At 63.1% G+C, this 24353-nt stretch carries 18 protein-coding genes and 6 tRNA genes; 3 read left to right on the forward strand and 21 right to left on the reverse strand.

Features of this window, described 5'->3' with window-relative positions:
* Positions 1-169: 169 nt before the first annotated feature.
* The 9 genes from PRJ_RS19615 to leuC form a co-directional block, all read right to left on the reverse strand.
* Positions 170-790, reverse strand: coding sequence for a phosphoribosylanthranilate isomerase (locus PRJ_RS19615; RefSeq protein ID WP_104962273.1), 621 nt, complete (start codon positions 788-790; stop codon positions 170-172).
* 61 nt (positions 791-851) lie between these two features.
* The gene (truA, locus tag PRJ_RS19620; protein ID WP_104962274.1) at positions 852-1712 is read right to left on the reverse strand and encodes a tRNA pseudouridine(38-40) synthase TruA; all 861 of its coding nucleotides are present in this window, start codon (positions 1710-1712) and stop codon (positions 852-854) included.
* A 194-nt stretch (positions 1713-1906) separates the two neighbouring features.
* Entirely contained in the window at positions 1907-4642 is a 2736-nt protein-coding gene (locus PRJ_RS19630) for a FimV/HubP family polar landmark protein (RefSeq protein ID WP_104962275.1), read from the reverse strand.
* Positions 4643-4713: 71 nt separating this feature from the next.
* The gene (locus tag PRJ_RS19635; protein WP_104962276.1) at positions 4714-5718 is read right to left on the reverse strand and encodes an aspartate-semialdehyde dehydrogenase; all 1005 of its coding nucleotides are present in this window, start codon (positions 5716-5718) and stop codon (positions 4714-4716) included.
* A gap of 626 nt (positions 5719-6344) precedes the next feature.
* Positions 6345-7457, reverse strand: a complete 1113-nt coding sequence (gene asd, locus PRJ_RS19640) for an aspartate-semialdehyde dehydrogenase (protein ID WP_003247195.1) — start codon at positions 7455-7457, stop codon at positions 6345-6347.
* Between the two features lie 63 nt (positions 7458-7520).
* Positions 7521-8603: a 3-isopropylmalate dehydrogenase gene (gene leuB / locus PRJ_RS19645; protein WP_020192546.1), complete on the reverse strand. Its 1083-nt coding sequence runs from the start codon at positions 8601-8603 to the stop codon at positions 7521-7523.
* Between the two features lie 54 nt (positions 8604-8657).
* The gene (locus tag PRJ_RS19650; protein ID WP_104887237.1) at positions 8658-9422 is read right to left on the reverse strand and encodes a class I SAM-dependent methyltransferase; all 765 of its coding nucleotides are present in this window, start codon (positions 9420-9422) and stop codon (positions 8658-8660) included.
* 118 nt (positions 9423-9540) lie between these two features.
* The gene (leuD, locus tag PRJ_RS19655) at positions 9541-10185 is read right to left on the reverse strand and encodes a 3-isopropylmalate dehydratase small subunit (RefSeq protein WP_020192544.1); all 645 of its coding nucleotides are present in this window, start codon (positions 10183-10185) and stop codon (positions 9541-9543) included.
* The gene (gene leuC / locus PRJ_RS19660) at positions 10182-11615 is read right to left on the reverse strand and encodes a 3-isopropylmalate dehydratase large subunit (RefSeq protein WP_010953002.1); all 1434 of its coding nucleotides are present in this window, start codon (positions 11613-11615) and stop codon (positions 10182-10184) included. Before leuC ends, leuD begins: the two co-directional genes overlap by 4 nt.
* 131 nt (positions 11616-11746) lie before the next feature.
* On the opposite strand from leuC, the gene PRJ_RS19665 reads away from it, so the two are divergent.
* Entirely contained in the window at positions 11747-12625 is an 879-nt protein-coding gene (locus tag PRJ_RS19665) for a LysR family transcriptional regulator (RefSeq protein ID WP_010953001.1), read from the forward strand.
* A 61-nt stretch (positions 12626-12686) separates the two neighbouring features.
* Positions 12687-15983 (forward strand): bifunctional diguanylate cyclase/phosphodiesterase, encoded by a 3297-nt coding sequence (locus PRJ_RS19670; RefSeq protein ID WP_104962277.1) that lies wholly within the window; start codon positions 12687-12689, stop codon positions 15981-15983.
* 89 nt (positions 15984-16072) lie between these two features.
* On the opposite strand, the gene PRJ_RS19675 is transcribed toward PRJ_RS19670, so the two are convergent.
* The 12 genes from PRJ_RS19675 to gltX all read right to left on the reverse strand — a co-directional run bounded on the left by PRJ_RS19675 (position 16073) and on the right by gltX (position 23120).
* The gene (locus PRJ_RS19675; RefSeq protein ID WP_019437397.1) at positions 16073-16516 is read right to left on the reverse strand and encodes an Hsp20 family protein; all 444 of its coding nucleotides are present in this window, start codon (positions 16514-16516) and stop codon (positions 16073-16075) included.
* Positions 16517-17466: 950 nt separating this feature from the next.
* Positions 17467-18438: a tRNA-dihydrouridine synthase gene (locus PRJ_RS19690; RefSeq protein WP_014754050.1), complete on the reverse strand. Its 972-nt coding sequence runs from the start codon at positions 18436-18438 to the stop codon at positions 17467-17469.
* A 51-nt stretch (positions 18439-18489) separates the two neighbouring features.
* Positions 18490-18924: a thioesterase family protein gene (locus tag PRJ_RS19695; RefSeq protein ID WP_003247186.1), complete on the reverse strand. Its 435-nt coding sequence runs from the start codon at positions 18922-18924 to the stop codon at positions 18490-18492.
* 103 nt (positions 18925-19027) lie between these two features.
* A complete protein-coding gene (locus PRJ_RS19700) occupies positions 19028-19909 on the reverse strand; it encodes an alpha/beta fold hydrolase (RefSeq protein ID WP_104962278.1) in 882 nt (293 codons plus the stop codon).
* A gap of 15 nt (positions 19910-19924) precedes the next feature.
* Complete coding sequence (locus PRJ_RS19705; protein ID WP_104887233.1) at positions 19925-20464, reverse strand: TetR/AcrR family transcriptional regulator; 540 nt, start codon at positions 20462-20464, stop codon at positions 19925-19927.
* Between the two features lie 170 nt (positions 20465-20634).
* Positions 20635-20710: transfer RNA gene (locus PRJ_RS19710), tRNA-Glu, on the reverse strand.
* Positions 20711-20752: 42 nt separating this feature from the next.
* A tRNA-Ala gene (locus PRJ_RS19715) sits at positions 20753-20828 on the reverse strand.
* Positions 20829-20889: 61 nt separating this feature from the next.
* Positions 20890-20965, reverse strand: a tRNA-Glu gene (locus PRJ_RS19720).
* A 42-nt stretch (positions 20966-21007) separates the two neighbouring features.
* Positions 21008-21083 (reverse strand) — tRNA-Ala (locus PRJ_RS19725).
* Positions 21084-21134: 51 nt separating this feature from the next.
* Positions 21135-21210: transfer RNA gene (locus PRJ_RS19730), tRNA-Glu, on the reverse strand.
* A gap of 72 nt (positions 21211-21282) precedes the next feature.
* Positions 21283-21358: transfer RNA gene (locus PRJ_RS19735), tRNA-Ala, on the reverse strand.
* A 280-nt stretch (positions 21359-21638) separates the two neighbouring features.
* Positions 21639-23120, reverse strand: a complete 1482-nt coding sequence (gltX, locus tag PRJ_RS19740) for a glutamate--tRNA ligase (protein ID WP_010952995.1) — start codon at positions 23118-23120, stop codon at positions 21639-21641.
* Between the two features lie 143 nt (positions 23121-23263).
* Between gltX and PRJ_RS19745 the strand changes: the two genes are divergently transcribed.
* Complete coding sequence (locus tag PRJ_RS19745) at positions 23264-24319, forward strand: HlyD family secretion protein (RefSeq protein WP_104962279.1); 1056 nt, start codon at positions 23264-23266, stop codon at positions 24317-24319.
* Positions 24320-24353: the final 34 nt, after the last annotated feature.

Genomic DNA, 24353 nt, shown 5'->3' on the forward strand with positions numbered 1-24353 from the left:
GCCCTTGAGCTCAAAATCTTTTATGAAACGATGGTGGACCGGCCGCCGGGGCTTCCAGCGCGCCACTCCACCGCTAATGTGTTTTTTTGCCGCCACAGGTGCTGGCATGCGGCCCGCAGGGCTGCGAAAGCTATGGACGATGGCGCGCAGCCAGCCGTCACATCTGCCATCAAGCCTGTTTCACCGCACGCATGAAGGCCGCGATCTTCGCCGCATCCTTGATGCCCTTGGCCTGTTCGACGCCACCGCTGACATCCACCGCATAAGGCTTTACCTGGGCAATGGCCTGGCCAACGTTATCGGCCGACAGCCCGCCCGCTAGGATGATCGGCTTGCCAAGACGCGCCGGTACCAATGACCAGTCGAACGCCTCGCCGGTTCCCCCTGGCACGCCCGGTACATAGGTGTCGAGCAAAATGCCGCGGGCACCCGCGTAAAGCCGACTGGCCGCCTCCAGGTCATCGCCAGGGCGCACACGCAGGGCCTTGATCCAGGGGCGGTGGTAGCCTTCACAGTCCTGCGGAGTTTCATCGCCGTGAAACTGTAGCAGGTCCAGCGGGACCACTTCGAGGATCTCGTTCAGCTCGCAGCGCGAGGCATTGACGAACAACCCGACCGTGGTCACGAACGGCGGCAACTCGGCAATGATCGCCCGCGCCTGGCGCACGTCCACCGCCCGCGGGCTCTTGGCATAGAAGACGAAGCCGATGGCATCGGCCCCCGCTTCGGCAGCGGCCAGTGCGTCTTCGATGCGGGTAATCCCGCAGATCTTGCTGCGAACATTGCTCATGGAACAAGAACCCTGATTGTTGCGGCGAAAGGGCGGATGTTAGCAAATGGCTTTTCGCTCGTCAGTCTGCCAACGCCTCGTAACCACTCAAAAAGTGTGGGCCGATGTAACGCTTGGGCAACGCAAACGCTTCGGGGTACTCCACCTGCACCAGGTAAAGCCCGTATGGGTGGGCTGTTACCCCACCTTCACGGCGGTTGCGCCCTTCAAGCACCTCGCGTGCCCAGGCAACCGGACGCTCGCCCGCACCGATGGCCATCAGCACACCGGCAATGTTACGCACCATGTGGTGCAGGAACGCGGTGGCACGCACGTCCAGCACGATCATCTGGCCATGGCGGGTAACACGCAGGTGGTAGATGTGCTTGATCGGTGACTTGGCCTGACACTGGCTGGCGCGGAAGGCGCTGAAGTCGTGGGTACCGAGCAGGTACTGCGCCGCCTGGGCCATGCGATCGACGTCCAGCGGACGGTGGTTCCAGGTCACTTCTTCGGCCAGGTGCGCCGGGCGAATCGGGTCGTTGTAGATGACGTAGCGGTAGCGCCGGGCGCAGGCCTTGAAGCGGGCATGAAAATCGGCCGGCATGGGCCGCGACCAGACCACACTGATGTCGTGCGGCAGGTTGAAGTTGGTACCCATGGTCCAGGCGCGCTCGTCACGCACGGCACGGGTATCAAAGTGAACGACCTGCCCGCAGCCGTGAACGCCGGCGTCGGTACGCCCGGCGCAGACCACCGAAATCGGCTCGTTGGCGACCTTGGACAGCGCTTGCTCCAGGGCTTGCTGGACACTCGGCACGCCGCTGGCCTGACGTTGCCAGCCGCGGTAGCGCGCGCCTTTGTATTCCACGCCCAGGGCGATGCGGGAGTAGCCTTCGGCCGCGGATTCGGCGGTAGCGGTATCGATGATGTCCAAGAGCATGAAACCTGTGGGGTGTACGGAATGGCGGGGATTATAACGACAACGGCAGCCTCGTAGGGCTGCCGTTGGATGCGCACTGCATGTGCGGGCCTCTTCGCGGGCGGGCTCGCTCCCACAGGCCACTCACAAGGTCGACAACCTGTGGGGATCCCGTGGGTGCGGGCAAGCCCGCGAAGAGGCCTGCCCTGCTTGCATCAGACCAGCCGGGAGAGCATGTCCTCGGCTTCCTGACGCTGGCTGTCGTCACCATCCTTGACCACTTCATCCAGGATGTCGCGCGCGCCCTGGCTGTCACCCATGTCGATATAGGCACGGGCCAGGTCGAGCTTGGTGGCAACTTCGTCACTGCCGGAGAAGAAGTCGAAGTCCAGGTCATCCAAAGGCTCGGGCTCTGGCTGCGCAACCGCGTCTTCACTGGTGAAATGCGGCTCCAGCGATGGCGTTTCGAGGCTCTGCGACAGCTTGTCCAGCTCGGCGTTGACGTCATTGAGCTCCGAGGCAAAGCTCTTGGCTGCCGGCGAATCATCTTCCAGCGACAGGGACAGGTCGAAGTCCGATGGCAAGTCGAACTCGGAGACCGGATCAAACTCCGGTTCGCTGTCGAAGGCAGCCAGTTCGGCGGTGACATCCAGCGGATCTTGCTCCAGCGCCTCAGGGGCAGCCGGGGCAACCGGCTCGCTGACGTCGAGGTCGAAATCAGACAGGTCCACGGCAGGCTGAGGCTCGGCCTGAGCCAGCATGGCCTCGAAATCGGCGTCGGCTTCGGCTTGCAGCTCGGCATCCACGGCAAAGGGCTGTTCTTCCGGCTGAGCTTCTTCCTGTACGGGCTCATCCAGCACAGGCTCAGCGATTACCAGCTCGTCGGGTACGCCCCCCTGTGCCATCGGCTCGTCCAGCACGGACGCGGCCAGCGGGTCTTGATCGGCCAGGTCTTCCCCCAGGCTCAGGTCGAAGGCGCTGTCCAGATCCTGCTCGGCCAGGTCCGTTGCATCGAGCGCTGGCACTTCATCGAAGGCGTCCAGCTCAGCGTCAGGCGCTGCTTGCGCGACAGCCTCTGGCTCGGCCTGCTCTTGCGGCTCGAACCCGGACAACTCGTCAGGCACCACATCGGCAACCACCGGCGCTTCGGGCTCATCGTGCAGCAGCTCTTGGACGTACTGCTCATCCATTTCGGCAGCCAGCGCCGCCGCACCCAGGCCGGCAGCGGCCAGGCCGAGCATGGCGGGGTAACGCTCTTTCAGGCCGGCGACTTCAGCAACGTTCTGCTCGCTGGCCGGCAACTGACGCTCCTGTTCAGCGAACGCGCTCTGGTCACCCTGACGGGCGTACACGTCCATCAGTTTCAGGCGCAGGTCGTCTCGCTCCGGCGCGGCGGCCACGGCGGGCTCCAGCAGCTCGGTGGCACGATTAAGACGGCCTTCGGCCAGGCATTGGTCGACTTGCGCCAGCAGCGCGGCGTGCGGGTCTGCTTGTGGTTCAGGCTCGGGCGCTGCCTCGGTGACCGGTTCTGCCACTTTTTCCGCAGCAACGGCAGCTGCAGCCGAAGCGGCAACCACAGCCGGCGACAGGGTTACGCCAGGCTCCCGGGATTCGACGCCGTCGAAGCTCTCGGTATCGCTGTCGAAACCTATGCCCTGCTCTTCTTCCAGCGCCCGCGCCATGCGCAGGTGCTTCTCGGCTTCTTGCTGGGCCTTGCGTTTGCGCGCCAGCAGCCACAGCAGCAGTGCCAGCACCAGGATGCTGGAACCGGCAATCACCCCCAGAAGCCAGGGGTTGCCCAGGACCGAGTCGAGCGCTCCCTTCGGCTGGCTGGCGGGCGCTGGCTGGGTGTCCGGCACAGGCTGGGGTGCGGTATCGGCAGCAGCAGGTGCCGGATTGACCACGGGCTGCTCCGGGGTATCGGCAGCCGCTGCCGACGCGGCTGCGCCCTGGCCTTCCAGGCGTGCCAACTGGTTGTTCTTCAGCTCGATCAGGCGCTGCAGCTTGTCCAGTTGGCTCTGCAGGTCGGCCATGCGGCTTTTCAGTTCTTCGTTGTCGCGACGGCTGGTGTCCAGGCTTTCCTGGGCCATGGCCAGCTCGTCATTCAACGCCTTGGCCTGGCCTGCACCGGCCTGGTTGCCCGGGCTGACCAGGCGCAGGTTGTCGCCCTGGGCGATACGCGACGGTGCAGCCTCGGCGGCGCCACGGCGGGTGGCATCCAGCTGGCGGGCACGCGGCCCCAGGCGACGGCCTTCACGCCAGGCCGCATACTGCTCGGCCACCTCGCGGTTCGCCTCGCCCTGGGCGATGCTCTGGATCTGCTGCTGGTCGGGCAGGCGCAGTACCTGGCCAACCTTCAGCTGGTTGATGTTGTTGCCGATGAAGGCGTCCGGGTTCAAAGCCTGGATCGCGATCATGGTCTGCTGGATCGATCCACCCTGGGTGTTACGCGCGGCAATCTGCCACAAGGTGTCGCGACGCTGGGTGGTGTAGCTGCTGGCACCGGTGATGGCCGGTGTGACATTGCCTGCCGCCGGCTGGTCGCCCTGTGCCTTGGCCTGATCGAGCAGCACGCTATAGTCACGCAGCAGGCGGCCCTGCGGCCACATCACCTGCACCAGGAACTTGACCACCGGACCTGGCAGCGGCTGACTGGAGGTCACGCGCAGCACACTTTTGCCGTTGGGGTTGATCACCGGTGTGAAGGTCAGGTCTTCGAGGTAGGTCGGAAACGCCACCCCGGCCTTGCTGAACTCTTCCGGTGGCGCCAGGCTCGGCGCCACTTCGGCGGCTTTGAGGTCGCGCACGTCGAGCAATTCGATCTCGGCGTCCAGCGGCTGATTCTGTGCCGACTTCAGGGTCAGCTCCCCCAGGCCCAGCGCATTCGCCATGCCAGACGACAGCGCGGATGCTGCAGCCATGGCCAGAACCAGTTTGCGAATTCGAAGCATGACCTCTTCCCTTGTATGAATCGTCCCGAAACCTGCATGCGGAGCAGGACAAAAGTGCTCGCCAGTATCTTTTACGGCATGTGTTTAATCAACAATTGCGCCACTTGCACGGCATTGAGCGCGGCGCCTTTGCGCACGTTGTCGGTGGTTAGCCAGAGGTTGAGTTGCTGGTCTTCATCAACACCGTGACGTACACGTCCAACATAGACCACGTCTTGGCCCACTGCGTCACCTACCGGGGTCGGATAATCATCGTTTTCCACCCGTTCGATGCTGTCGGCTGCCTCCAGGGCCTGGTTGACCGCTGCCAGGTCTACCGGGCGACGGCTTTGCACGGCCACACTGAAGCTATCGCCGAAAAACACCGGGACTTGAACACAGCTCACGGAAATCTTCAGTTCAGGCAAGCCCAGCAGCACGCGCAGTTCGCTGACCAGGCGGCGCTCCAGCGCGGTATGGCCCTGCTCGTCGGTAGCACCGACTTGGGCCAGCAGGTTGAATGCCACCTGGCGGTCGAAGAAACGCGGCTCCAGCGGGCGGGCATTGAGCAGTTCGGCGGTTTGCCGGGCGAGCTCGCTGACCGCTTCACGGCCTTGCGCAGACACCGCCAATGCGGCCATCACTTGCACCCGCTCGATGTCCAGCAGGCCTTTGAGCGGCGCCAGCGCGACGGCCAGGGCTACTGCGGCCGAGCATGGGCTGACAATGCGCGCTGGCAACGACAGGCTGGCCAGGCGTTCGGCGTTGGCTTCCGGCACCAGGGCCAGGGCGTCGTCCAGGCCGCCGGACAGGTCGATGACCGTGCAGCCCGCCTGCAGCGCCTTGCCGGCAAAGCTGCGGCTGACGGCGGCGCCGGTGGCGAAGAAGGCCAGCTTGACCTGGGTGAAGTCGAAGCTGTCGACTTCGCGCACCTTCAGTTTCTTGCCAGCGAACATCACGCTGCTGCCCGCCGATTCCATGCTGGCCAGCAGGTGCAGGGTGGCAACCGGGAATGCCAGTTCCTCGAGGATCTGCACCAAGGCTTCACCGACGCTGCCGGTGGCGCCGACGACGGCGATATCCAAAGGGTGTGTCATGGAAGGGATCCTTTTGCTGTAAACGGCGGGGGCGGCACTTTACTCGGATTGCAAGGTTTTGTCTGTGCCCACCCGGCGCTGCTGTTGCTGTTGCTCGATTGCGTCTTGCTTCTTGGATGTGCGCACTCACACCGAGTAGGTATTCATTCGCGCAGGTGGCGCATCGTCACCTTTCCGCCCTTCCGGCGGGTTACTTTGGTCGTGGCCAAAGTAACCAAAGCCGTTGGCTCCCATCATCCGGCCCCTGCGCTGCGCTCCGGGGTCCCCTCGCTCCGGGTTTGCTCCCGGGAGGACCGCGCTGCAGGCCCCATCCTGGGGCCCAGCGCTTGACGGGCATCCATGCCCGTCACCTCCCTTCGCAAGCCCTGCGCTCGGCCTCCTGAAGTCGCAATCTGCGTCGCCTGAACTACCGCGCACTTAGAAGCAAAAGCAACGGCAACGGCAACGGCAACGGCAAGAGCAAGAGCAAGAGCAAGAGCAAGGGGGCTGTCAGAGCAGACATTTCGCCATTAAACAGCGGCATGACTTATCCAGCGATTAGGCCCGCGACCCAAATGCATACCTTCAGGCATAAAAAAATACCGCACTGTCACCAGTGCGGTATTTTTCAGGTGAAGCCTGAACGATCAACGCTCCAGCAGAATCCGCAACATGCGGCGCAGCGGTTCGGCGGCGCCCCACAGCAGCTGGTCACCCACGGTGAACGCGCCCAGGTACTGCGAACCCATGTTCAGCTTGCGCAGGCGGCCAACCGGGATGTTCAGGGTGCCGGTGACCTTGGTCGGGGTCAGTTCCTGCATGCTGATTTCACGCTGGTTCGGCACCAGCTTCACCCAAGGGTTGTGCTGGCTGATCATGCCTTCGATGTCGGCGATCGGCACGTCCTTGTTCAGCTTGATGGTCAGCGCCTGGCTGTGGCAGCGCATGGCGCCAATGCGCACGCAGATGCCGTCGACCGGGATCGGGCTCTTGAAGCGACCGAGGATCTTGTTGGTTTCGGCCTGGGCCTTCCACTCTTCACGGCTCTGACCGTTCGGCAGTTCCTTGTCGATCCATGGGATCAGGCTGCCCGCCAGCGGCACGCCGAAGTTCTCGGTCGGGAACGCTTCGCTGCGCATGGTCTCGGCAACCTTGCGGTCGATATCGAGAATGGCGCTGGCCGGGTTGGCCAGGTCATCGGCCACTGCCGCGTGGGTAGCACCCATCTGCTTGATCAGCTCGCGCATGTTCTGCGCGCCGGCACCCGACGCCGCCTGGTAGGTCATGGCGCTCATCCACTCGACCAGACCGGCCTCGAACAGGCCACCCAGGCCCATCAGCATCAGGCTGACGGTGCAGTTGCCACCGATGTAGTTCTTGGTACCGGCGTCCAGCTGCTGGTCGATGACCTTGCGGTTGACCGGGTCAAGGATGATCACCGCGTCATCCTGCATGCGCAGGGACGAAGCGGCGTCGATCCAGTAACCCTGCCAGCCGGCTTCACGCAGCTTGGGGAAGACCTCGTTGGTGTAGTCGCCGCCCTGGCAGGTCAGGATCACGTCGAGGGTCTTGAGTTCTTCAATCGAATAAGCGTCCTTGAGGGGCGCTGTATCCTTGCCCACGTTCGGACCCTGGCCACCAACATTGGAGGTAGTGAAGAACACCGGCTCGATAAGGTCGAAATCCTGCTCCTCCAGCATCCGCTGCATGAGCACGGAACCGACCATACCGCGCCAACCGATCAGACCTACACGTTTCATCGCAACTACACCTTTGCTAAAAGTGGGCCGCCACCGGGAATTTTGGGGGGCGGGCCAGAGAGATTACAGATTCCGCAGCGCTGCGACTACTGCGTCGCCCATTTCCTGCGTACCAACTTTGCGGCAGCCTTCCGAGAAGATGTCGCCGGTACGCAGCCCCTGGTCCAGAACCAGGCTCACGGCCTTCTCGATCGCCTCGGCGGCAGCCGACTGATTGAAGCTGTAACGCAACATCATCGACACCGACAGAATGGTCGCCAGTGGGTTGGCGATACCAAGGCCGGCGATGTCCGGTGCCGAGCCGTGGCACGGCTCGTACATGCCCTTGTTGTCGGCATCCAGGGACGCCGACGGCAGCATGCCGATGGAACCGGTCAACATGGAAGCTTCATCCGACAGAATGTCACCGAACATGTTGTCGGTCACCATCACGTCGAACTGTTTGGGTGCACGCACCAGCTGCATGGCAGCGTTGTCGACGTACATGTGGCTGAGTTCCACGTCCGGGTAGTCCTTGGCCACGTCTTCGACCACTTCACGCCACAGCTGGCTGGAGGCCAGAACGTTGGCCTTGTCCACCGAGCACAGCTTCTTGCCGCGCACGCGGGCCATGTCGAAGCCGACACGGGCAATGCGGCGCACTTCGCTTTCGCTGTACGGCAGGGTGTCGTAGGCCTGGCGTTCGCCACCTTCCAGCTCGCGCTGGCCACGCGGGGCACCGAAGTAGATGCCGCCGGTCAGCTCACGAACGATGAGGATGTCCAGGCCCGATACGATTTCCGGCTTCAGCGACGAAGCATCGGCCAGTTGTGGGTAAAGGATGGCTGGGCGCAGGTTGGCGAACAGACCCAGTTGCGAGCGGATCTTCAGCAGGCCGCGCTCGGGGCGAATGTCTCGCTCGATCTTGTCCCACTTCGGCCCGCCCACAGCCCCCAGCAGCACCGCATCGGCCTTGCGCGCACGCTCCAGGGTTTCGTCGGCCAGCGGCACGCCGTGCTTGTCGATGGCGGCACCGCCAATCAAGTCGTGCGCCAGGCTGAAGCCGAGCTGGAACTTGTCGTTGGCCAGCTCCAGTACCTTGACTGCCTCGGCCATGATTTCCGGGCCGATACCGTCACCTGGGAGAATCAGAATCTGCTTGCTCATGCTTTCCTCTATCCATTCACGCGGCGTGGCCAAGCGGGCCCCACCGAAAAGTGCTTAACGCTCGGCCCACAACACCAGCACATCGGTGCTGAACGAGCCGTCGGCCTCGATCTGGTAATACTGCCGTACTTCTTCGCCCATGGCTTGCTGCAATTGGCGGATGGCCACGCGCATCGGCTCGGGGGTGCGCATGCGCTCAACCCAGGTGCTCCACTCCAGGCGCAACGGTTGGCGGGTGTGGCTGCGCACGTGCAGGCCGGCTTCGCTGACCTGGCGTTGCCACTCGGCGGCGGAGTAGTCACGCACATGGCTGGTGTCGCGCAGCACTTCGACCGTTTGCAGGTAAGTGTCGAGCAGCGGGCTGCCCGGCGACATCACGTCGATGAACGCCGCCACACCACCTGGCTTGAGCACCCGGCGCACCTCGCGCAGAGCCAGGCCCAGGTCGCTCCAGTGGTGGGCCGAATAACGGCTGAAGACAAAGTCGAACGAAGCGTCGGCGAACGGCAGGCGTTCGGCAGCGCCGCGTTCGGTCGTGATATTGGCCAGGCCGCGTTCGGCGGCGGCGCTGGCGACCACGTCGAGCATGGACTGCGAGAGGTCGTAGGCGACCACTTCGGTAACCAGCGGAGCGACGTGGAAGCTGACATGACCGGCACCGCAGCCCAGGTCCAGCACGCGGGCATGGGCCTGCCCTGCCAGCTCAGCCTGCAGCAGGGCGAATTCACTGCCTTGGGCGTGCACGGCGCTGCTGAGGTAGGCGCTGGCCTGTTCGCCGAACTGGCGTTGGACCACATCGATGTGCTGGGTGCTGGTCATGTCTCGTTCCTTTAGATTTTTGTTGCCTGTGCCGGCCTCTTCGCGGGTAAACCCGCTCCTACAGCGACCGCGTAAATTTCTGTAGGAGCGAAGAGGCCCGCACTGTCACCTATGAACTTCAGGCATCACGGAACAGCCAAGGCTGGCTGGCGCGATGCTTGGCTTCGAAGGCCTTGATCGCGTCGCTGTCCTGCAGGGTCAGGCCGATATCGTCCAGACCGTTGAGCAGGCAGTGCTTGCGGAACGCATCGATTTCGAAGTGCAGCACCTTGCCATCCGGGCGGGTCACCGCCTGCGCCTGCAGGTCGATGGTCAGCTGGTAGCCCGGGTTGGCTTCGACCTGCTTGAACAGCTCGTCGACTTCCTCATCGCTGAGAATGATCGGCAGCAAGCCGTTCTTGAAGCTGTTGTTGAAGAAAATGTCGGCAAAGCTCGGCGCAATGATGCTGCGGAAACCGTACTCGTCCAACGCCCAGGGGGCATGCTCACGGCTGGAGCCGCAACCAAAGTTTTCCCGCGCCAGCAACACGCTGGCACCTTGGTAGCGCGCGTGGTTGAGCACGAACTCTTCGTTGAGCGGGCGCTTGCTGTTGTCCTGGTAGGGCTGACCCACGTCCAGGTAACGCCACTCGTCGAACAGGTTCGGGCCAAAGCCGGTGCGCTTGATCGACTTCAAGAACTGCTTGGGGATGATCTGGTCGGTGTCGACGTTGGCACGGTCCAACGGTGCGACGAGGCCAGTGTGCTGGGTAAAGGCTTTCATGCTGCGCTCCCTTGGATCAACTCGCGGACATCGATGAAGTGGCCCGCTACAGCAGCAGCGGCGGCCATGGCCGGACTGACCAGGTGGGTACGGCCACCGGCGCCCTGACGGCCTTCGAAGTTGCGGTTGGAGGTGGACGCACAGTGCTCGCCGCTTTCAAGGCGGTCCGGGTTCATCGCCAGGCACATCGAGCAGCCTGGCTCACGCCATTCGAAACCGGCTTCGAGGAAGATCTTGTCCAGGCCTTCACGCTCGGCCTGGGCCTTGACCAGACCGGAACCTGGCACGACGATGGCTTGCTTGACGCTGGCGGCCACCTTGCGGCCCTTGGCGATTTCCGCCGCAGCGCGCAGGTCCTCGATTCGCGAGTTGGTGCACGAGCCGATGAACACACGGTCCAGCTTGATGTCGGTGATCGCCTGGTTGGCGGTCAGCCCCATGTACTTCAAGGCACGCTCGATCGAACCACGCTTGACCAGGTCGGTCTCGGCAGCTGGGTCTGGTACACGCTGGTCGACGGCCAGGACCATCTCGGGCGAAGTACCCCAGCTGACCTGTGGCTTGATCTGGCTGGCATCCAGCTCGACCACGGTGTCGAATACGGCATCGTCATCCGACACCAAGTCCTTCCACGACTCGACCGCTTGCTTCCACTGCTCGCCCTTCGGCGCGTACGGGCGCCCTTCGACGTAGGCAACGGTAGTGGCATCGGTCGCCACCAGGCCCACGCGGGCACCGGCTTCGATGGACATGTTGCAGATGGTCATGCGGCCTTCCATCGACAATTCGCGAATGGCACTGCCTGCGAATTCCATGGCGTGACCGTTTCCACCGGCGGTGCCGATCTTGCCGATCACGGCCAACACGATGTCCTTGGCGGTAACGCCGGCCGGCAATTGGCCTTCCACGCGCACCAGCATGTTCTTCATCTTCTTGGCGACCAGGCACTGGGTGGCGAGCACGTGCTCGACCTCGGAAGTGCCGATGCCATGGGCCAAGGCACCGAAGGCGCCGTGGGTGGAGGTGTGCGAGTCACCGCAGACCACGGTCATGCCCGGCAAGGTGGCGCCCTGCTCCGGGCTGATGACGTGGACGATGCCCTGGCGCTCGTCGTTCATCTTGAATTCGACGATGCCGTATTCGTCACAGTTCTCGTCGAGGGTCTGCACCTGCAGGCGCGACACCTGGTCGACGATCGCCTCGATACCGCCCTTGCGCTCTGGCGTGGTCGGCACGTTGTGGTCGGGCGTGGCGATGTTGGCGTCGATACGCCATGGCTTGCGGTTGGCCAGGCGCAGGCCTTCGAAGGCCTGGGGCGACGTCACTTCGTGGATGATGTGGCGGTCGATGTAGATCAAGGACGAGCCGTCATCACGGCGCTTGACCTCATGGGCTTCCCAGAGTTTGTCGTAGAGCGTTTTGCCAGCCATCAGACTGTTCCTCATCAGCGTCTTTCTATGCCAAAGACCCCTTGGCTTGTACGGACGATGCTAGGGGGTTAGATTGAATAACTCAAATTCATAATTTTTATGCTTTGGATAACCCAAAGGAATACAACATCATGGACCTGGCCAACCTCAGTGCCTTCATCGCCATTGCCGAAACCGGCAGCTTTTCCGGCGCAGCCGAACGCCTGTTCCTGACCCAGCCGGCCATCAGCAAACGCATCGCCGGCCTGGAGCAGCAACTGGACGTGCGCCTGTTCGACCGCCTGGGCCGCGAGGTGACCCTGACTGAAGCCGGGCGCGCACTGCTGCCGCGGGCGTACCAGATCCTCAACGTCCTGGATGATACCCGACGGGCGCTGACCAATCTGACCGGGGCCGTGAGCGGTCGCCTGACCCTGGCCACCAGCCACCACATCGGCCTTCACCGCCTGCCCCCGTTGTTACGGGTTTTCACCCGCCAGTACCCGGCAGTGGCACTGGATATTCAGTTCATGGATTCGGAACAGGCCTACGACGAGATTCTGCATGGCCGCGCCGAAATCGCCGTTATCACCCTGGCGCCCGAGCCGCACCATTTGGTCAAGGCCGTGCCGGTGTGGGACGACGCCCTGGACTTCGTCGCCGCCCCCGAGCACCCGCTGGCCAACAACCAGTCGGTCAGCCTGGCTGACATCGCCCGCCACCCGGCGGTATTTCCCGGCGGCAACACCTTTACCCACCATATTGTCCAGCGCCTGTTCGAAAGCCAGGGCTTGACGCCGAACATCGCCATGAGCACCAACTACCTGGAAACCATCAAGATGATGGTGTCGATCGGCCTGGCCTGGAGCGTGCTGCCACGCACCATGCTCGACGAACAGGTTGCACCCATCGCTTTACCCGGCATACAGCTGTCGCGCCAGCTAGGCTACATTCTGCACACGGAGCGTACGCTATCGAATGCGGCCAGGGCATTCATGGCCCTGCTCGACAGCCACTCAGGGCCCACCTGACCGGCTGTCAGCCAGCTATTCGTATTCCAAGGACACGTCATACGCCACAGGTCTGGTACCAATGCCCAAATCAGCAAACCGCTTTTTGCGCCTGCCGCGAATACCCGCAGCTGATCCCCAGGAGTCCGAGCAGGCCTGGCAGAACGCCCCGCAACTGCTGGCAGCGCTCAACGGTGCGCACCTGGGTGCCTGGCTATGGGATATCGAAAGCGGCAGGGTCAGTTGGTCGCGGGGCACCCAGGCCCTGTTCGGCTTCGATCCACAGCGGCCACTGCCCGCCGATATCGATTACCTCGACCTGCTGCCCGAGGAGGATCGCGCACGCACGCGCCAGATGTTCCAGGCAGTGTTCAACGGCGAGCCGGTGGAGCAGGCCATGCGCCACCGTATCCGCTGGCCGGACGGCAGCCTGCACTGGCTGGAGATCAACGGCAGCCTGACCCGCGACCCGCACGGCCGACCGCAGATGATCGGTGTGATCCGCGAGATCACCCGCCAGCGCGAGCGGGAAACGGCGCTGATCAATTCGGAAAAGCGCTTCGCCACGCTGTTTCACCTGAGCCCCAACGCCATTTTGCTGACCCGCCGCCACGATGGCATGATCTTCGAGGTCAACCAGCACTTCGAAGACATGTTCGGCTGGCCCGGCAACCAGGTGATCGGCAAGACCAGTCTGGAACTGGGCCTGTGGGTCAACCCCGAACAGCGCCACCAGATAGTGGAGTCGACCCGCGCCAACGGCGGCCCGCTGATCATGGAGGTGCAATTCCGCGCAACCAGCGGCAAGGTGCATGACGGCATCCTGTGCACCCAGGGCATCGAGCTGGAAGGCGTGACCTTCCTGATCAGTACATTCGTCGACACCACCGAACGCAAGCGCGCCGAGCAGGCCCTGAAGGACAGCCAGGAGCGCCTGGACCTGGCCCTGGACTCGGCGCAACTTGGCACCTGGGACTGGCACATCCCAAGCGGCATGCTCTACGGCTCGGCCCGCGCCGCGCAGCTGCATGGCTTGCCGCCCATCCCCTTTCATGAATCGTTCGATGCGTTCTTCGAGGGCGTGCCGGAGCACGAGCGCAACTCGATGCGACAAGCCTACCGTAGCCTGCGCGAAGGGCCCGCCGGCAACTATCAGATCACCTACCGGGTGCAGCTGGAAAACGGCACTTCACGCTACATCGAAAGCCGCGCGCGGCTGTACCGCGACGACCAGGGCATCCCCCTGCGCATGGCGGGCACCTTGCTCGACATCACCGATCAGGTGGAGCGCGAACAGCGCCTGAGCGCCTCGGAAGAGAAGTTTGCCAGCCTGTTCCAGGTCAGCCCCGACCCGATCTGCGTCACCCGCCAGGACACTGGCCAGTTCATCGAGATCAATCCGGCGTTCACCCAGACCTTCGGCTGGAGCAGCGCGCAGGTGCTTGGGCGTACCGCCGAGGAAATCGGCCTGTGGGCCGAGTCCGTCGAGCGCGCGAAACGTATCGAGCAGGTGATCCGCGAACAGGCCTTGAGCAACGTCGCCGTGGTACTCAACCACCGCAATGGCGACCCGCTGACCTGTGTGATTTCCAGCCGCCTGATCACCGTCGACGACCAGCCCTGCAGCGTGACCACCCTGCGCGACATCACCCAGCAACAACGCGCCGAAGCCGCGCTGAAGTCCAGCGAGGAGAAGTTCGCCAAGGCCTTCCACTCCAGCCCCGATGCCATCACCATCACCGAACGCCACAGCGGCCGCTACCTGGAGGTCAACGACGGCTTCTGCCGCCTGACCGGCTACAGCACTGATGAAGTGATCGGCCACACGGTGTATGAGATCGGCATCTGGGCCGACGACAAGCAGCGCAGCGCGCTGCTGGCCGAGTTGCGCGAGCGCGGCCGGGTACACCACCGCGAGATGCTCGGGCGCAACAAGCGTGGCGATATCCTCACGGTCGAGGTTTCGGTGGAACCGATCACCCTCAACGAAGTGGATTGCCTGCTGCTGACCGCCCGCGACGTCAGCCAGCTGAAGAACGCCCAGGCGCAGATACGCCACCTGGCCTATCACGACCCGCTGACCAACCTGCCCAACCGCGCCTTGCTGATGGACCGCCTGAGCCAGCAGATCGCCCTGCTCAAGCGCCATAACCTGCGTGGCGCCCTGCTGTTCCTCGACCTCGACCACTTCAAGCACATCAACGACTCGCTGGGCCACCCGGTGGGCGACACCGTGCTGAAGATCATCACCGCCCGCCTTGAGGCCAGCGTGCGCCTGGAGGACACCGTGGCGCGTCTGGGGGGCGACGAATTCGTGGTGCTGCTTAGCGGCCTGGAAGGGAGCCGCGAACACGTGGAAGAGAAAGTGCGCGAGCTGGCCGACACCCTGCGCGAACTGCTGGCCGAGCCAATGTCACTGGATGGCCAGCGCCTGCAGGTAACGCCCAGCATCGGCGTGGCGCTGATCCCCGACCACGGCACCACACCGGCCGACCTGCTCAAGCGTGCCGATATCGCCCTGTACCGGGCCAAGGACTCCGGTCGCAACACCACCCAGCTGTTCCACACCACCATGCAGAAGGCCGCCAGCGAGCGCCTGCGCATGGAAAACGACCTGCGCCTGGCCCTGGCCCGTGGCGAGCTGGCACTGCACTTCCAGCCGCAGGTGGATGCCCGCGACAACCGCATCGTCGGTGCCGAAGTACTGTTGCGCTGGCACCACCCGCAACTGGGTCAGCAACCGCCCTCGCAGTTCATCCAGGTACTGGAAGAAAGTGGCCTGATCCTTGAAGTTGGCAGCTGGATTCTCGACGAAGCCTGCGACGCCTGCGCCCGCATGCTGACCGACGGGCTGATCGACGCTGATGATTTCAACCTGTGCGTGAACATAAGCCCGCGACAGTTCCGCCAGAACGACTTTGTCGGGCGGGTGCTGCGCAGCCTGGACGATTACCGCCTGCCGCGGCAGATGCTGACGCTGGAAATCACAGAAGGCATCGTCATCCAGAACCTGGAAGACACCATCAGCAAGATGTGCGAGCTGAAGCGCTACGGGGTGAGTTTTGCCATGGATGACTTCGGCACCGGCTATTCCTCGCTGACTTACCTGAAGCGCCTGCCGGTCGATGCGCTGAAAATCGACCAGAGCTTCGTGCGCGATGCACCGGTCGACCCCAACGACGCAGAAATTGTCCGCGCCATTGTCGCCATGGCGCGCAGCCTGGACCTGGCGGTGATTGCCGAAGGGGTAGAACTGACCGAACAGCTGGCGTTTCTCGAGCGGCTGGGGTGCCATCTGTACCAGGGTTATCTGCACAGCCGGCCATTGCCGTTGCTGGAGTTTCGGCAGATGTTGCTGGAGGCGCCGGCAGATTACTGATCGCATGACGGCCGCGCACCTACCTGGGACCGCGTGAGAAGCACGAAAAAGGGCACCTCTGGAGGTGCCCTTTTTTCAGTGCCGCGCGGTCAGTTCAGCGCTGGTTTTTCGCCATTGATCGGAATGCGCTTGGCCTTGGCTTCTTCAGGCACGATGCGCAGCAGGTCGATGCTGAGCAGGCCATTGGCCAGGCCGGCGGCCTTCACTTCGATGTGATCTGCCAGGCGGAACGACAGCTTGAAGGCGCGTTGTGCGATACCCTGGTGCAGGTAGGTCACTTCAGCGGCGCTATTGTCGCGCTTGCCACCGGTCACGGTCAGGACACCTTTTTCGACCTGCAGGTCGAGGTCCTCTTCCTGGAAACCGGCTGCAGCAACCACGATGCGGTAGTGGTCATCGCCATGCTTTTCCACGTTATAGGGCGGGTAGCTGCTACCGGCCTCGTTACGTGCCGCGGATTCGAACAGGTCGTTGAAACGGTCGAAACCAACGGAATGACGGAACAGTGGAGCAAGAGAGAAAGCAGTAGTCATGGTCATAAACTCCTGAGATTCAGCAAGTAAGTCATTACGCGACCCGGCTTCGGCATCGCGTACTCAAAAGATATGGCCGAGGGAAATGCTTTCAAGGGGTAAATAGAAAAAATTTGATTTTTTTGCACGGGGTTTGATGGCCTCTTCGCGGGTGAACCCGTTCCTACACGGCGGCCTGTGTCCAACCACCGACCTGTGTCCACCCTCGATCAGGCGTCGGGGCGGATTTACCCGCGAATACGGTAGCGGCGACAACGGTGAACGGCGGGTGGTAATTGGCCAGCAGGGCCGGCCTCTTCGCGGGTAAACCCGCTCCTACCGGGGCCTGTGCCCAACCACCGATCTGTGTCCACCACCGATCCGGCGTAGGAGCGGGTTTACCCGCGAATACGGTAGCGGCGGCAACGGTGAACGGATGGTTGAAATTGGCCAGCAGGGCCGGCCCTTTCGCGGGTGAACCCGCTCCTACACGGCGGCCTGTGTCCAACCACCGACCTGTGTCCAACCTCGATCAGGCGTCGGGGCGGATTTACCCGCGAATACGGTAGCGGCGGCAACGGTGAACGGCGGGTGGTAATTGGCCAGCAGGGCCGGCCTCTTCGCGGGTAAACCCGCTCCTACCGGGGCCTGTGCACAGCCACCGACCTGTGTCCATCCTCGATCAGGCGTAGGAGCGGGTTTACCCGCGAATACGGTAGCGGCGGCAACGGTGAACGGATGGTTGAAATTGGCCAGCAGGGCCGGCCCTTTCGCGGGTGAACCCGCTCCTACACGATGGCCTGTGCCCAACCACCGACCTGTGCCCACTCCCGATCCGGCGTAGGAGCGGGTTTACCCGCGAATATGGTAGCGGCGGCAACGGTGAACGGATGGTGGAAATTGGCCAGCAGGCCCGGCCCTTTCGCGTGTGAAGCCGCGCCGACAGGCGCAGTACCCGCGGAGAGGCCTGCTCAGGCGACGCAAGCCTCCAAGGCTTGAGCCTCTACCCCCAGCAACCGGCTGATCCGCGCGCAGTCATCTTCCCGGCGCAACTCGGCAAACAACACCACCGCTTCAGGGTAACTGCGAGTCAGCATCGCCAGCCACTGCTTCATCCGCCCCGGCGCATAACGCGGCGACAATTTGGCCTGGGCCTGGCGCCAGAACTCACGCAACAGTGGCAACAAATCATGCCAGCTCATCGGCTGATAGTCGCGCCCATCCCGCGCCGCTGCAATCTGCAGGCCCAGGTCCGGGCGCGATACCAGCCCACGCCCGAGCATGATGTCTTCAGCGCCACTGACCTCGCGGCAACGCCGCCAGTCATCGACCGTCCAGATCTCACCATTGGCGAACACCGGCACCTTGACCACATCCTGTACCCGCGCCACCCACTCCCAGTGCGCTGGCGGCTTGTAGCCCTCAACCTTGGTCCGAGCGTGCACCACAAGGTGTGCCGAACCGCCTTCGGCCAAAGCCGTGGCGCACTCCAGTGCCCCGTCGGGGCTGTCGAAGCCCAGGCGCATCTTCGAGGTCACCGGGATATTCGCCGGCACCGCCCGCCGCACTTCACGCACAATGGCGTGCAGCAACTCCGGCTCTTTGAGCAGTACCGCACCACCACGCGACTTGTTCACCGTCTTTGCCGGGCAACCAAAGTTCAGGTCGATCACCGGCGCCCCAAGCTCACAAGCCAGTGCGGCGTTTTCCGCCAGGCATACCGGGTCAGAACCCAGCAATTGCACGCGCATGGGCACACCGGCAGCCGTGCGCGCGCCCTGGCGCAGTTCAGGCGCCAGCTTGTCGAACGAGGACGCCGGCAACAGGCGGTCGCACACGCGAATGAACTCGGTGACGCACCAGTCGATACCGCCCACACGGGTCAATACGTCGCGCAGGATGTTGTCGACCAGCCCCTCCATGGGGGCCAGGGCAATTTGCATGTCGGGGTCTCAGCGGAAAAAGCCGGCAGTTTAACAAAAAATGCCGGCGACTCAGGCGCCGATCAGCGCCGGACCGTAACCTTCGACGAATTCCGCCGGCATGCGCCTGGGCTTGCCGCTGGACAGCTCGATGCAGGCGAAGGTGGTTTGCGCGCGCAGCAGCGTCACACCATCGCGCGGGCGCTTGAGCTGAAACCGCCGCGTCATGCGCAGGCGCTGGTCCCAGTCAATGATCCAGGTGGCCAGTTGCAGCTCGTCGTCTTCATAGGCGGCAGCCAGATAGTCGATTTCGTGGCGCACCACAGCCATCGCCCGGTCAAGGCGCCGGTACTCGGCCAGGTCCAGCCCCAGACGCTGGGAGTGGCGCCAGGCGCAGCGCTCAAGCCAGGTGACGTAGACGGCATTGTTGGCATGGCCAAGGCCGTCGATGTCCTCGCTGCCGACGCGCAGGTCGATGACGAAGGGTGTTGCCAGGTCCCAGCTCATTTTCGCTTCCTTGGCGCAAAAGGCGATTTAGCAGCGATCTGCGGGGCAATGTCCAGCCCCTGTGAGCCTGAGGCAGTCGTTATAGGGGCGGCTTGCCCGCGAATCAGACACTGCGGCGGATGGCACCGGCGGCGATACCGATGTTCGCGGCTGAAGCCGCCCCGGCACTAGCCGCTTCAGCCCGAGCCAGCAATTCGAGCACGGCTTCACTCAGCCGCGGGTCGGCCAGCACTCGCTGGTGACCACCCTCTTCCAGCAGCATCAGCCGGCTATCGAACCAGGACTTGTGGATGACATGTGCCTCATCTGCGGGCACGAGAGCATCATCGGCAGCATGCACCACCAGCCCCGGTAGCTCCAGCTGGTAACCCGTGACATCCAGCCGCGCAATCTGCATGCCCACATCGCGCTCGATCTGGCGAATGAACGCTGCCCGTGCCCGGGCTGGCAGCCCCAGGCGATGGGCAAAACCACGCAACACACCGAGCAACCGCGCCGGCGCTGCAATGCTGACAGCCGCCTCTGTACGCAGCCCCATCTGCAAAGCCAGCAGCACGCTCGCCCCACCCATGGAATGGCCAATGACTGCACGCAAGGGCGGCAACTCAGCCGCAGCCTCAAGCAGCGCCCGGGCAAACAGCACCACATTCGCTTGCTCGCCAGGCGAACGACCATGCCCAGGCCCTTCCAGCGACACCACCGTATGCCCCGCCTGAACCAAGGTCTCGATCAAGGCGGCAAACTGCGTCGGGCGCCCTTCCCAACCGTGCATCAGCAGCACGGTCGGCCCTTGACCCCAGCGCAAGGCAGACAGGCCGAAGCGCAGCGTAATGCGCTCGGCGCTGGCCAGCACAGGCAGCTCCCAATCCCGCGGCGGCAAGTTGCGCGGGGTCATGAAGGCTCGGCGCATCTTGCCCGCGACATGCTCGGGGGCCAGGCGGCCCAAGGTGCCATTGACACCGCGAATCCAGCTCAGGGTGGTCATCGCCATGCTCCAGGGTTAAAGCACCGCCGATTTGGCGGCGCGCAGAATACGGTCAGACAGGTCACTGGTCCCCAAGGCCCGGGCCAACGCCAGCCCTCCCACCATCAGGGCCAGGTCGGCCAGCGCTTTGTCGGCATCCTCAGGGCGGTCGACCATCGCGGCAGTCATCAACTCGATGTGCTCGGCCAGCACCTCGCGGAAGACCTCCGGCAGGCGCTGCATTTCGCCCAACGCGTTAGGCAGCGGGCAAGCATGTACTTCGCAGTCCCGGTGCTTGCGCGAGAGGTAGAAGGCCCCGGCCAGCGCTCGCCGCCCGGCGCCATCGAGATTGGGGTCGATCTGGGCGAGCAAGGCACGGCGCTCACCCAACAACTGGCGGAACGCTTCGAGCATCAGCTCGTCCTTGCTGTCGAAGTGCGCATAGAAGCCGCCGACGGTCAGGCCTGCCGCGCCCATCACCTGACTGACGCTGGGCTCGGCCGGGCCGTGCTGGATCAGCGCACTGCGCGCCGCCTCCAGAATGCGTTCGCGGGTTCTGCTCTTCTTGTCGCTCATCTGGCACGCACCAAACAAAATATGATGATCGAAATATTATTCTCATCATATTTTTTGGCAAGCAAAATGTGCGGCCGTTTGTCGGGGGAAAATTATTGAGACGGGAAAAAACAAAAGGCCCATTCAATAAGCGAATGAGCCTTTAAAGTCCCGCAAAACGCGGGTAAACGTGGCGTCCCCTAGGGGACTCGAACCCCTGTTACCGCCGTGAAAGGGCGGTGTCCTAGGCCACTAGACGAAGGGGACGTAACCTTCGCGAAGATCCACTTGCGTGAACCCTGGCAGAAATGGTGGAGCTAAGCGGGATCGAACCGCTGACCTCCTGCATGCCATGCAGGCGCTCTCCCAGCTGAGCTATAGCCCCGAAACAAAAGGCTCATCAATAATCGACGAGCCTTTTTAAGCCCTGCAAAACGCAGGAAAAGTGGCGTCCCCTAGGGGACTCGAACCCCTGTTACCGCCGTGAAAGGGCGGTGTCCTAGGCCACTAGACGAAGGGGACGTAACCTTCGTGCCGATCCACTTGCGTGAACCCTGGCAGAAATGGTGGAGCTAAGCGGGATCGAACCGCTGACCTCCTGCATGCCATGCAGGCGCTCTCCCAGCTGAGCTATAGCCCCGGATTTCTAGCCTCGCGGCCCAGCGACATAAAAACATCGCTTGTGTAAAACTGGCGTCCCCTAGGGGACTCGAACCCCTGTTACCGCCGTGAAAGGGCGGTGTCCTAGGCCACTAGACGAAGGGGACGAACCTTCTTACCTTCAAGACCCGGTTGCTGGACCCGGTCTTGCTTATCAGCCTTGGCTGCTAAGCGGAATTTGGTGGAGCTAAGCGGGATCGAACCGCTGACCTCCTGCATGCCATGCAGGCGCTCTCCCAGCTGAGCTATAGCCCCACAATGTCGCTTTGAACTGAATCGCTGGCTGGGTGCCTGGCGTTTCGTTTTCGTTCATCGCTGTGGACGGGGCGCATATTAAGTTCGGATTGCAGGGCTGTCAAACTAATTTTCAAAAATATTCAAAAATTTTTTCACAGATAACAATCACTTACCGCCCTACCCCGGTTTTTTGGGGCTTAGTTGGCCTGTGGGAGCGGGCGTGCCCGCGAATGCGGTATTGAATTTACCATTGCATTCGCGGGCACGCCCGCTCCCACAAGTTAGGTGCAAAGCTGAATCAGGCAATGGAAGCCAACAGCTTTTCCCACTCTTTGTTTTCTTTCTTCGACACCCCACCCAGCAGGTCCAAGGCCTGGCGCAGGCGGTAGCGCGTCAGGTCGGGACCGAGGATTTCCATGGCGTCCAGCACCGAAACCGAGCTGGCCTGGCCCGTGATGGCGGCGAACATCAGCGGCATGGCGTCACGCAGCTTCAGCTCCAGCGCTTCGACCACGGCCTGGATGCAACCGGTGATGCGCTCTTTTTCCCACTGACGCAGGCTTTCAAGCTTCCACAGGATCAGCTGGATCACCTGGCGCACCTGGTCGGCCGACAGTTTCTTGCTTTCGAACAGCTTGGCGTCCAGCTTGAGCGCGCCTTCGAAGAAGAACCCGCCCAACGGGGCAACCTGGCTGAAGGTTTCGACCCTGCCTTGCACGTGCGGGGCAATCTTCATCATGTAGTCGCTGTTGAACGCCCACTTCTGCAGGCGTGCGGCAAACTCCTCTACCGGCAGCTCGCGCAGCCACTGGCCGTTGAGCCAGGACAGCTTCTCGATGTCGAAGATCGGGCCGCCCAGCGAGATACGTGACAGGTCGAAGTGCTCGACCATTTCGGCCAGCGAGAACTTCTCGCGCTCGTCAGGCATCGACCAGCCCATGCGGCCAAGGTAGTTGAGCATCGCTTCAGGCATGAAGCCCATGCGCTCGTAGAAGGTGACCGAGGTCGGGTTCTTGCGCTTGGACAGTTTGGATTTGTCCGGGTTGCGCAGCAGCGGCATGTAGCACAGCTTGGGCTGCTCCCAGCCGAAGTACTCGTACAGCTTGATCAGTTTGGGCGCCGATGGCAGCCACTCTTCCCCACGCAGCACGTGGGTGATGCCCATCAGGTGGTCGTCGACCACGTTGGCCAGGAAGTACGTCGGCAGGCCGTCGTTCTTCATCAGCACCTGCATGTCCATGCGGTCCCACGGGATCTCGACATCGCCGCGCAGCATGTCCGGCACCACGCAGATCCCTTCGCTCGGCACCTTCATGCGGATCACGTGCGGCTCGCCAGCGTCCAGGCGGCGCTGCACTTCTTCGGCGCTCATCAGCAACGCACGGCCATCGTAGCGCGGGGTTTCGCCGCGGGCCTGCTGTTCGGCACGCATCTGTTCCAGCTCTTCGGCGGTGCAGAAGCAGTAGAAGGCGTGGCCGGCGTCTACCAGTTCCTTGGCGTATTTGGCGTAGATTTCGCCACGCTCGCTCTGCCGGTAAGGGCCATGTGGGCCGCCGACATCCGGGCCTTCGTTCCATTCGATGCCAAGCCAGCGCAGAGCGTCGAAGATCTGTTGCTCCGACTCGCGCGTGGAGCGCAGCTGATCGGTGTCTTCGATGCGCAGGATGAACTCACCGCCGTGCTGCTTGGCAAAGCAGTAGTTGAACAGGGCGATGTAGGCAGTGCCGACATGGGGGTCGCCGGTAGGCGATGGCGCAATACGCGTGCGTACGGTGGTCATGGAGAGTCTCGAACGAAAGATGAAACAAAGGCGGGATGTTAGCAGGAGGCGGGCACCGGGCTCCAGCAATGGCGCGAACGTCACTTGTCGACGGGCCCTGTGCCGCTGTTAAATTTGTTTACATTTCTGGAACGATAGCCCCCATGCCTGCCCAACTCAAACGCCGCCTGACGATCTTCTTCGCCCTGGTGGCCATCATCGCCCTCGCCTTCCTGGGCCACTGGTACTTCAAGGGCCGCTTCTACGAGAGCACCGACAACGCTTATGTGCAGGGTGAGATCACCCGTATCTCCAGCCAGCTTGGCGCCCGTATCGAAACGGTGCCGGTCGAGGACAACCAGCACGTCAGCAAGGGCGACCTGCTGGTGCGCCTGGAAGCCGCCGACTTCGAGCTGGCGGTCGAACGCGCCCGTGCCGCCTTGGCTACCCGCGAAGCCGAGTACGCACAAGCGCAAAGCCGCCTCACCCAGCAAGGCAGCCTGATTGCCGCCGGCCAGGCCCAATTGGCGGCCACCCAGGCCACGTTCGACCGTTCGCGGCTGGACCTGAGCCGCGCCGAGAAGCTGCGCAAACCGGGTTTTGTCTCTGAAGAGCGGGTCACTACCCTGTCGGCGGACAGCCATGTCGCCGGCTCCCAGGTCGACAAGGCCCGCGCCGACCTGCAAAGCCAGCGCCAGCAGGTCACCGCCCTGAACGCCGAGCTCAAGCGCCTCGATGCGCAAATCGCCAATGCCCGCACCGACCTGGCCCAGGCCGAACTGAACCTGACCCGCTGCGAAATCCATGCACCGATCAGCGGCACCATCGGCCAGCGCAATGCGCGCAATGGCCAGGTGGTGCAGGCCGGCGCCTACCTGCTGTCGATCGTGCCGGATGAAGACATCTGGGTGCAGGCCAACTTCAAGGAAACCCAGATCGGGCGCATGCACCCCGGCCAGCGCGCGGAGCTGTTGTTCGACAGCTACCCCGACACACCGATCGAAGGCCGGGTGGACAGCCTGTTCGCCGCGTCCGGTGCGCAGTTCAGCCTGCTGCCACCGGACAACGCCACCGGCAACTTCACCAAAGTTGTGCAGCGTATCCCGATAAAACTCACGTTCCACGCCGACAACCCATTGCATGGGCGTATTCGCCCCGGCATGTCGGTGACCGCCACCGTCGACCTGCGCAGCGAAGACGAAGGCCACAATGGCCGGTGACCAGCTGCTGCGCCCTACGGCGGAGCCAACCCGA

The organism is Pseudomonas sp. XWY-1 (genome assembly GCF_002953115.1).
GTDB lineage: Bacteria > Pseudomonadota > Gammaproteobacteria > Pseudomonadales > Pseudomonadaceae > Aquipseudomonas > Aquipseudomonas alloputida.

Excerpts from the sequence above, each read along its gene's own strand:
- asd (WP_003247195.1), bottom strand. The coding sequence starts at position 7,457 with ATGAAACGTGTAGGTCTGATCGGTTGGCGCGGTATGGTCGGTTCCGTG.
- leuC (WP_010953002.1), bottom strand. The coding sequence starts at position 11,615 with ATGGCTGGCAAAACGCTCTACGACAAACTCTGGGAAGCCCATGAGGTC.
- PRJ_RS19690 (WP_014754050.1), bottom strand. The coding sequence starts at position 18,438 with ATGCAAATTGCCCTGGCCCCCATGGAGGGGCTGGTCGACAACATCCTG.
- leuD (WP_020192544.1), bottom strand. The coding sequence starts at position 10,185 with ATGAAAGCCTTTACCCAGCACACTGGCCTCGTCGCACCGTTGGACCGT.
- PRJ_RS19745 (WP_104962279.1), top strand. The coding sequence starts at position 23,264 with ATGCCTGCCCAACTCAAACGCCGCCTGACGATCTTCTTCGCCCTGGTG.
- PRJ_RS19635 (WP_104962276.1), bottom strand. The coding sequence starts at position 5,718 with ATGACACACCCTTTGGATATCGCCGTCGTCGGCGCCACCGGCAGCGTC.
- leuB (WP_020192546.1), bottom strand. The coding sequence starts at position 8,603 with ATGAGCAAGCAGATTCTGATTCTCCCAGGTGACGGTATCGGCCCGGAA.
- truA (WP_104962274.1), bottom strand. The coding sequence starts at position 1,712 with ATGCTCTTGGACATCATCGATACCGCTACCGCCGAATCCGCGGCCGAA.
- PRJ_RS19630 (WP_104962275.1), bottom strand. The coding sequence starts at position 4,642 with ATGCTTCGAATTCGCAAACTGGTTCTGGCCATGGCTGCAGCATCCGCG.
- gltX (WP_010952995.1), bottom strand. The coding sequence starts at position 23,120 with ATGACCACCGTACGCACGCGTATTGCGCCATCGCCTACCGGCGACCCC.
- PRJ_RS19650 (WP_104887237.1), bottom strand. The coding sequence starts at position 9,422 with ATGACCAGCACCCAGCACATCGATGTGGTCCAACGCCAGTTCGGCGAA.
- PRJ_RS19695 (WP_003247186.1), bottom strand. The coding sequence starts at position 18,924 with ATGAGCTGGGACCTGGCAACACCCTTCGTCATCGACCTGCGCGTCGGC.
- PRJ_RS19665 (WP_010953001.1), top strand. The coding sequence starts at position 11,747 with ATGGACCTGGCCAACCTCAGTGCCTTCATCGCCATTGCCGAAACCGGC.
- PRJ_RS19700 (WP_104962278.1), bottom strand. The coding sequence starts at position 19,909 with ATGACCACCCTGAGCTGGATTCGCGGTGTCAATGGCACCTTGGGCCGC.
- PRJ_RS19705 (WP_104887233.1), bottom strand. The coding sequence starts at position 20,464 with ATGAGCGACAAGAAGAGCAGAACCCGCGAACGCATTCTGGAGGCGGCG.
- PRJ_RS19615 (WP_104962273.1), bottom strand. The coding sequence starts at position 790 with ATGAGCAATGTTCGCAGCAAGATCTGCGGGATTACCCGCATCGAAGAC.
- PRJ_RS19670 (WP_104962277.1), top strand. The coding sequence starts at position 12,687 with ATGCCCAAATCAGCAAACCGCTTTTTGCGCCTGCCGCGAATACCCGCA.
- PRJ_RS19675 (WP_019437397.1), bottom strand. The coding sequence starts at position 16,516 with ATGACTACTGCTTTCTCTCTTGCTCCACTGTTCCGTCATTCCGTTGGT.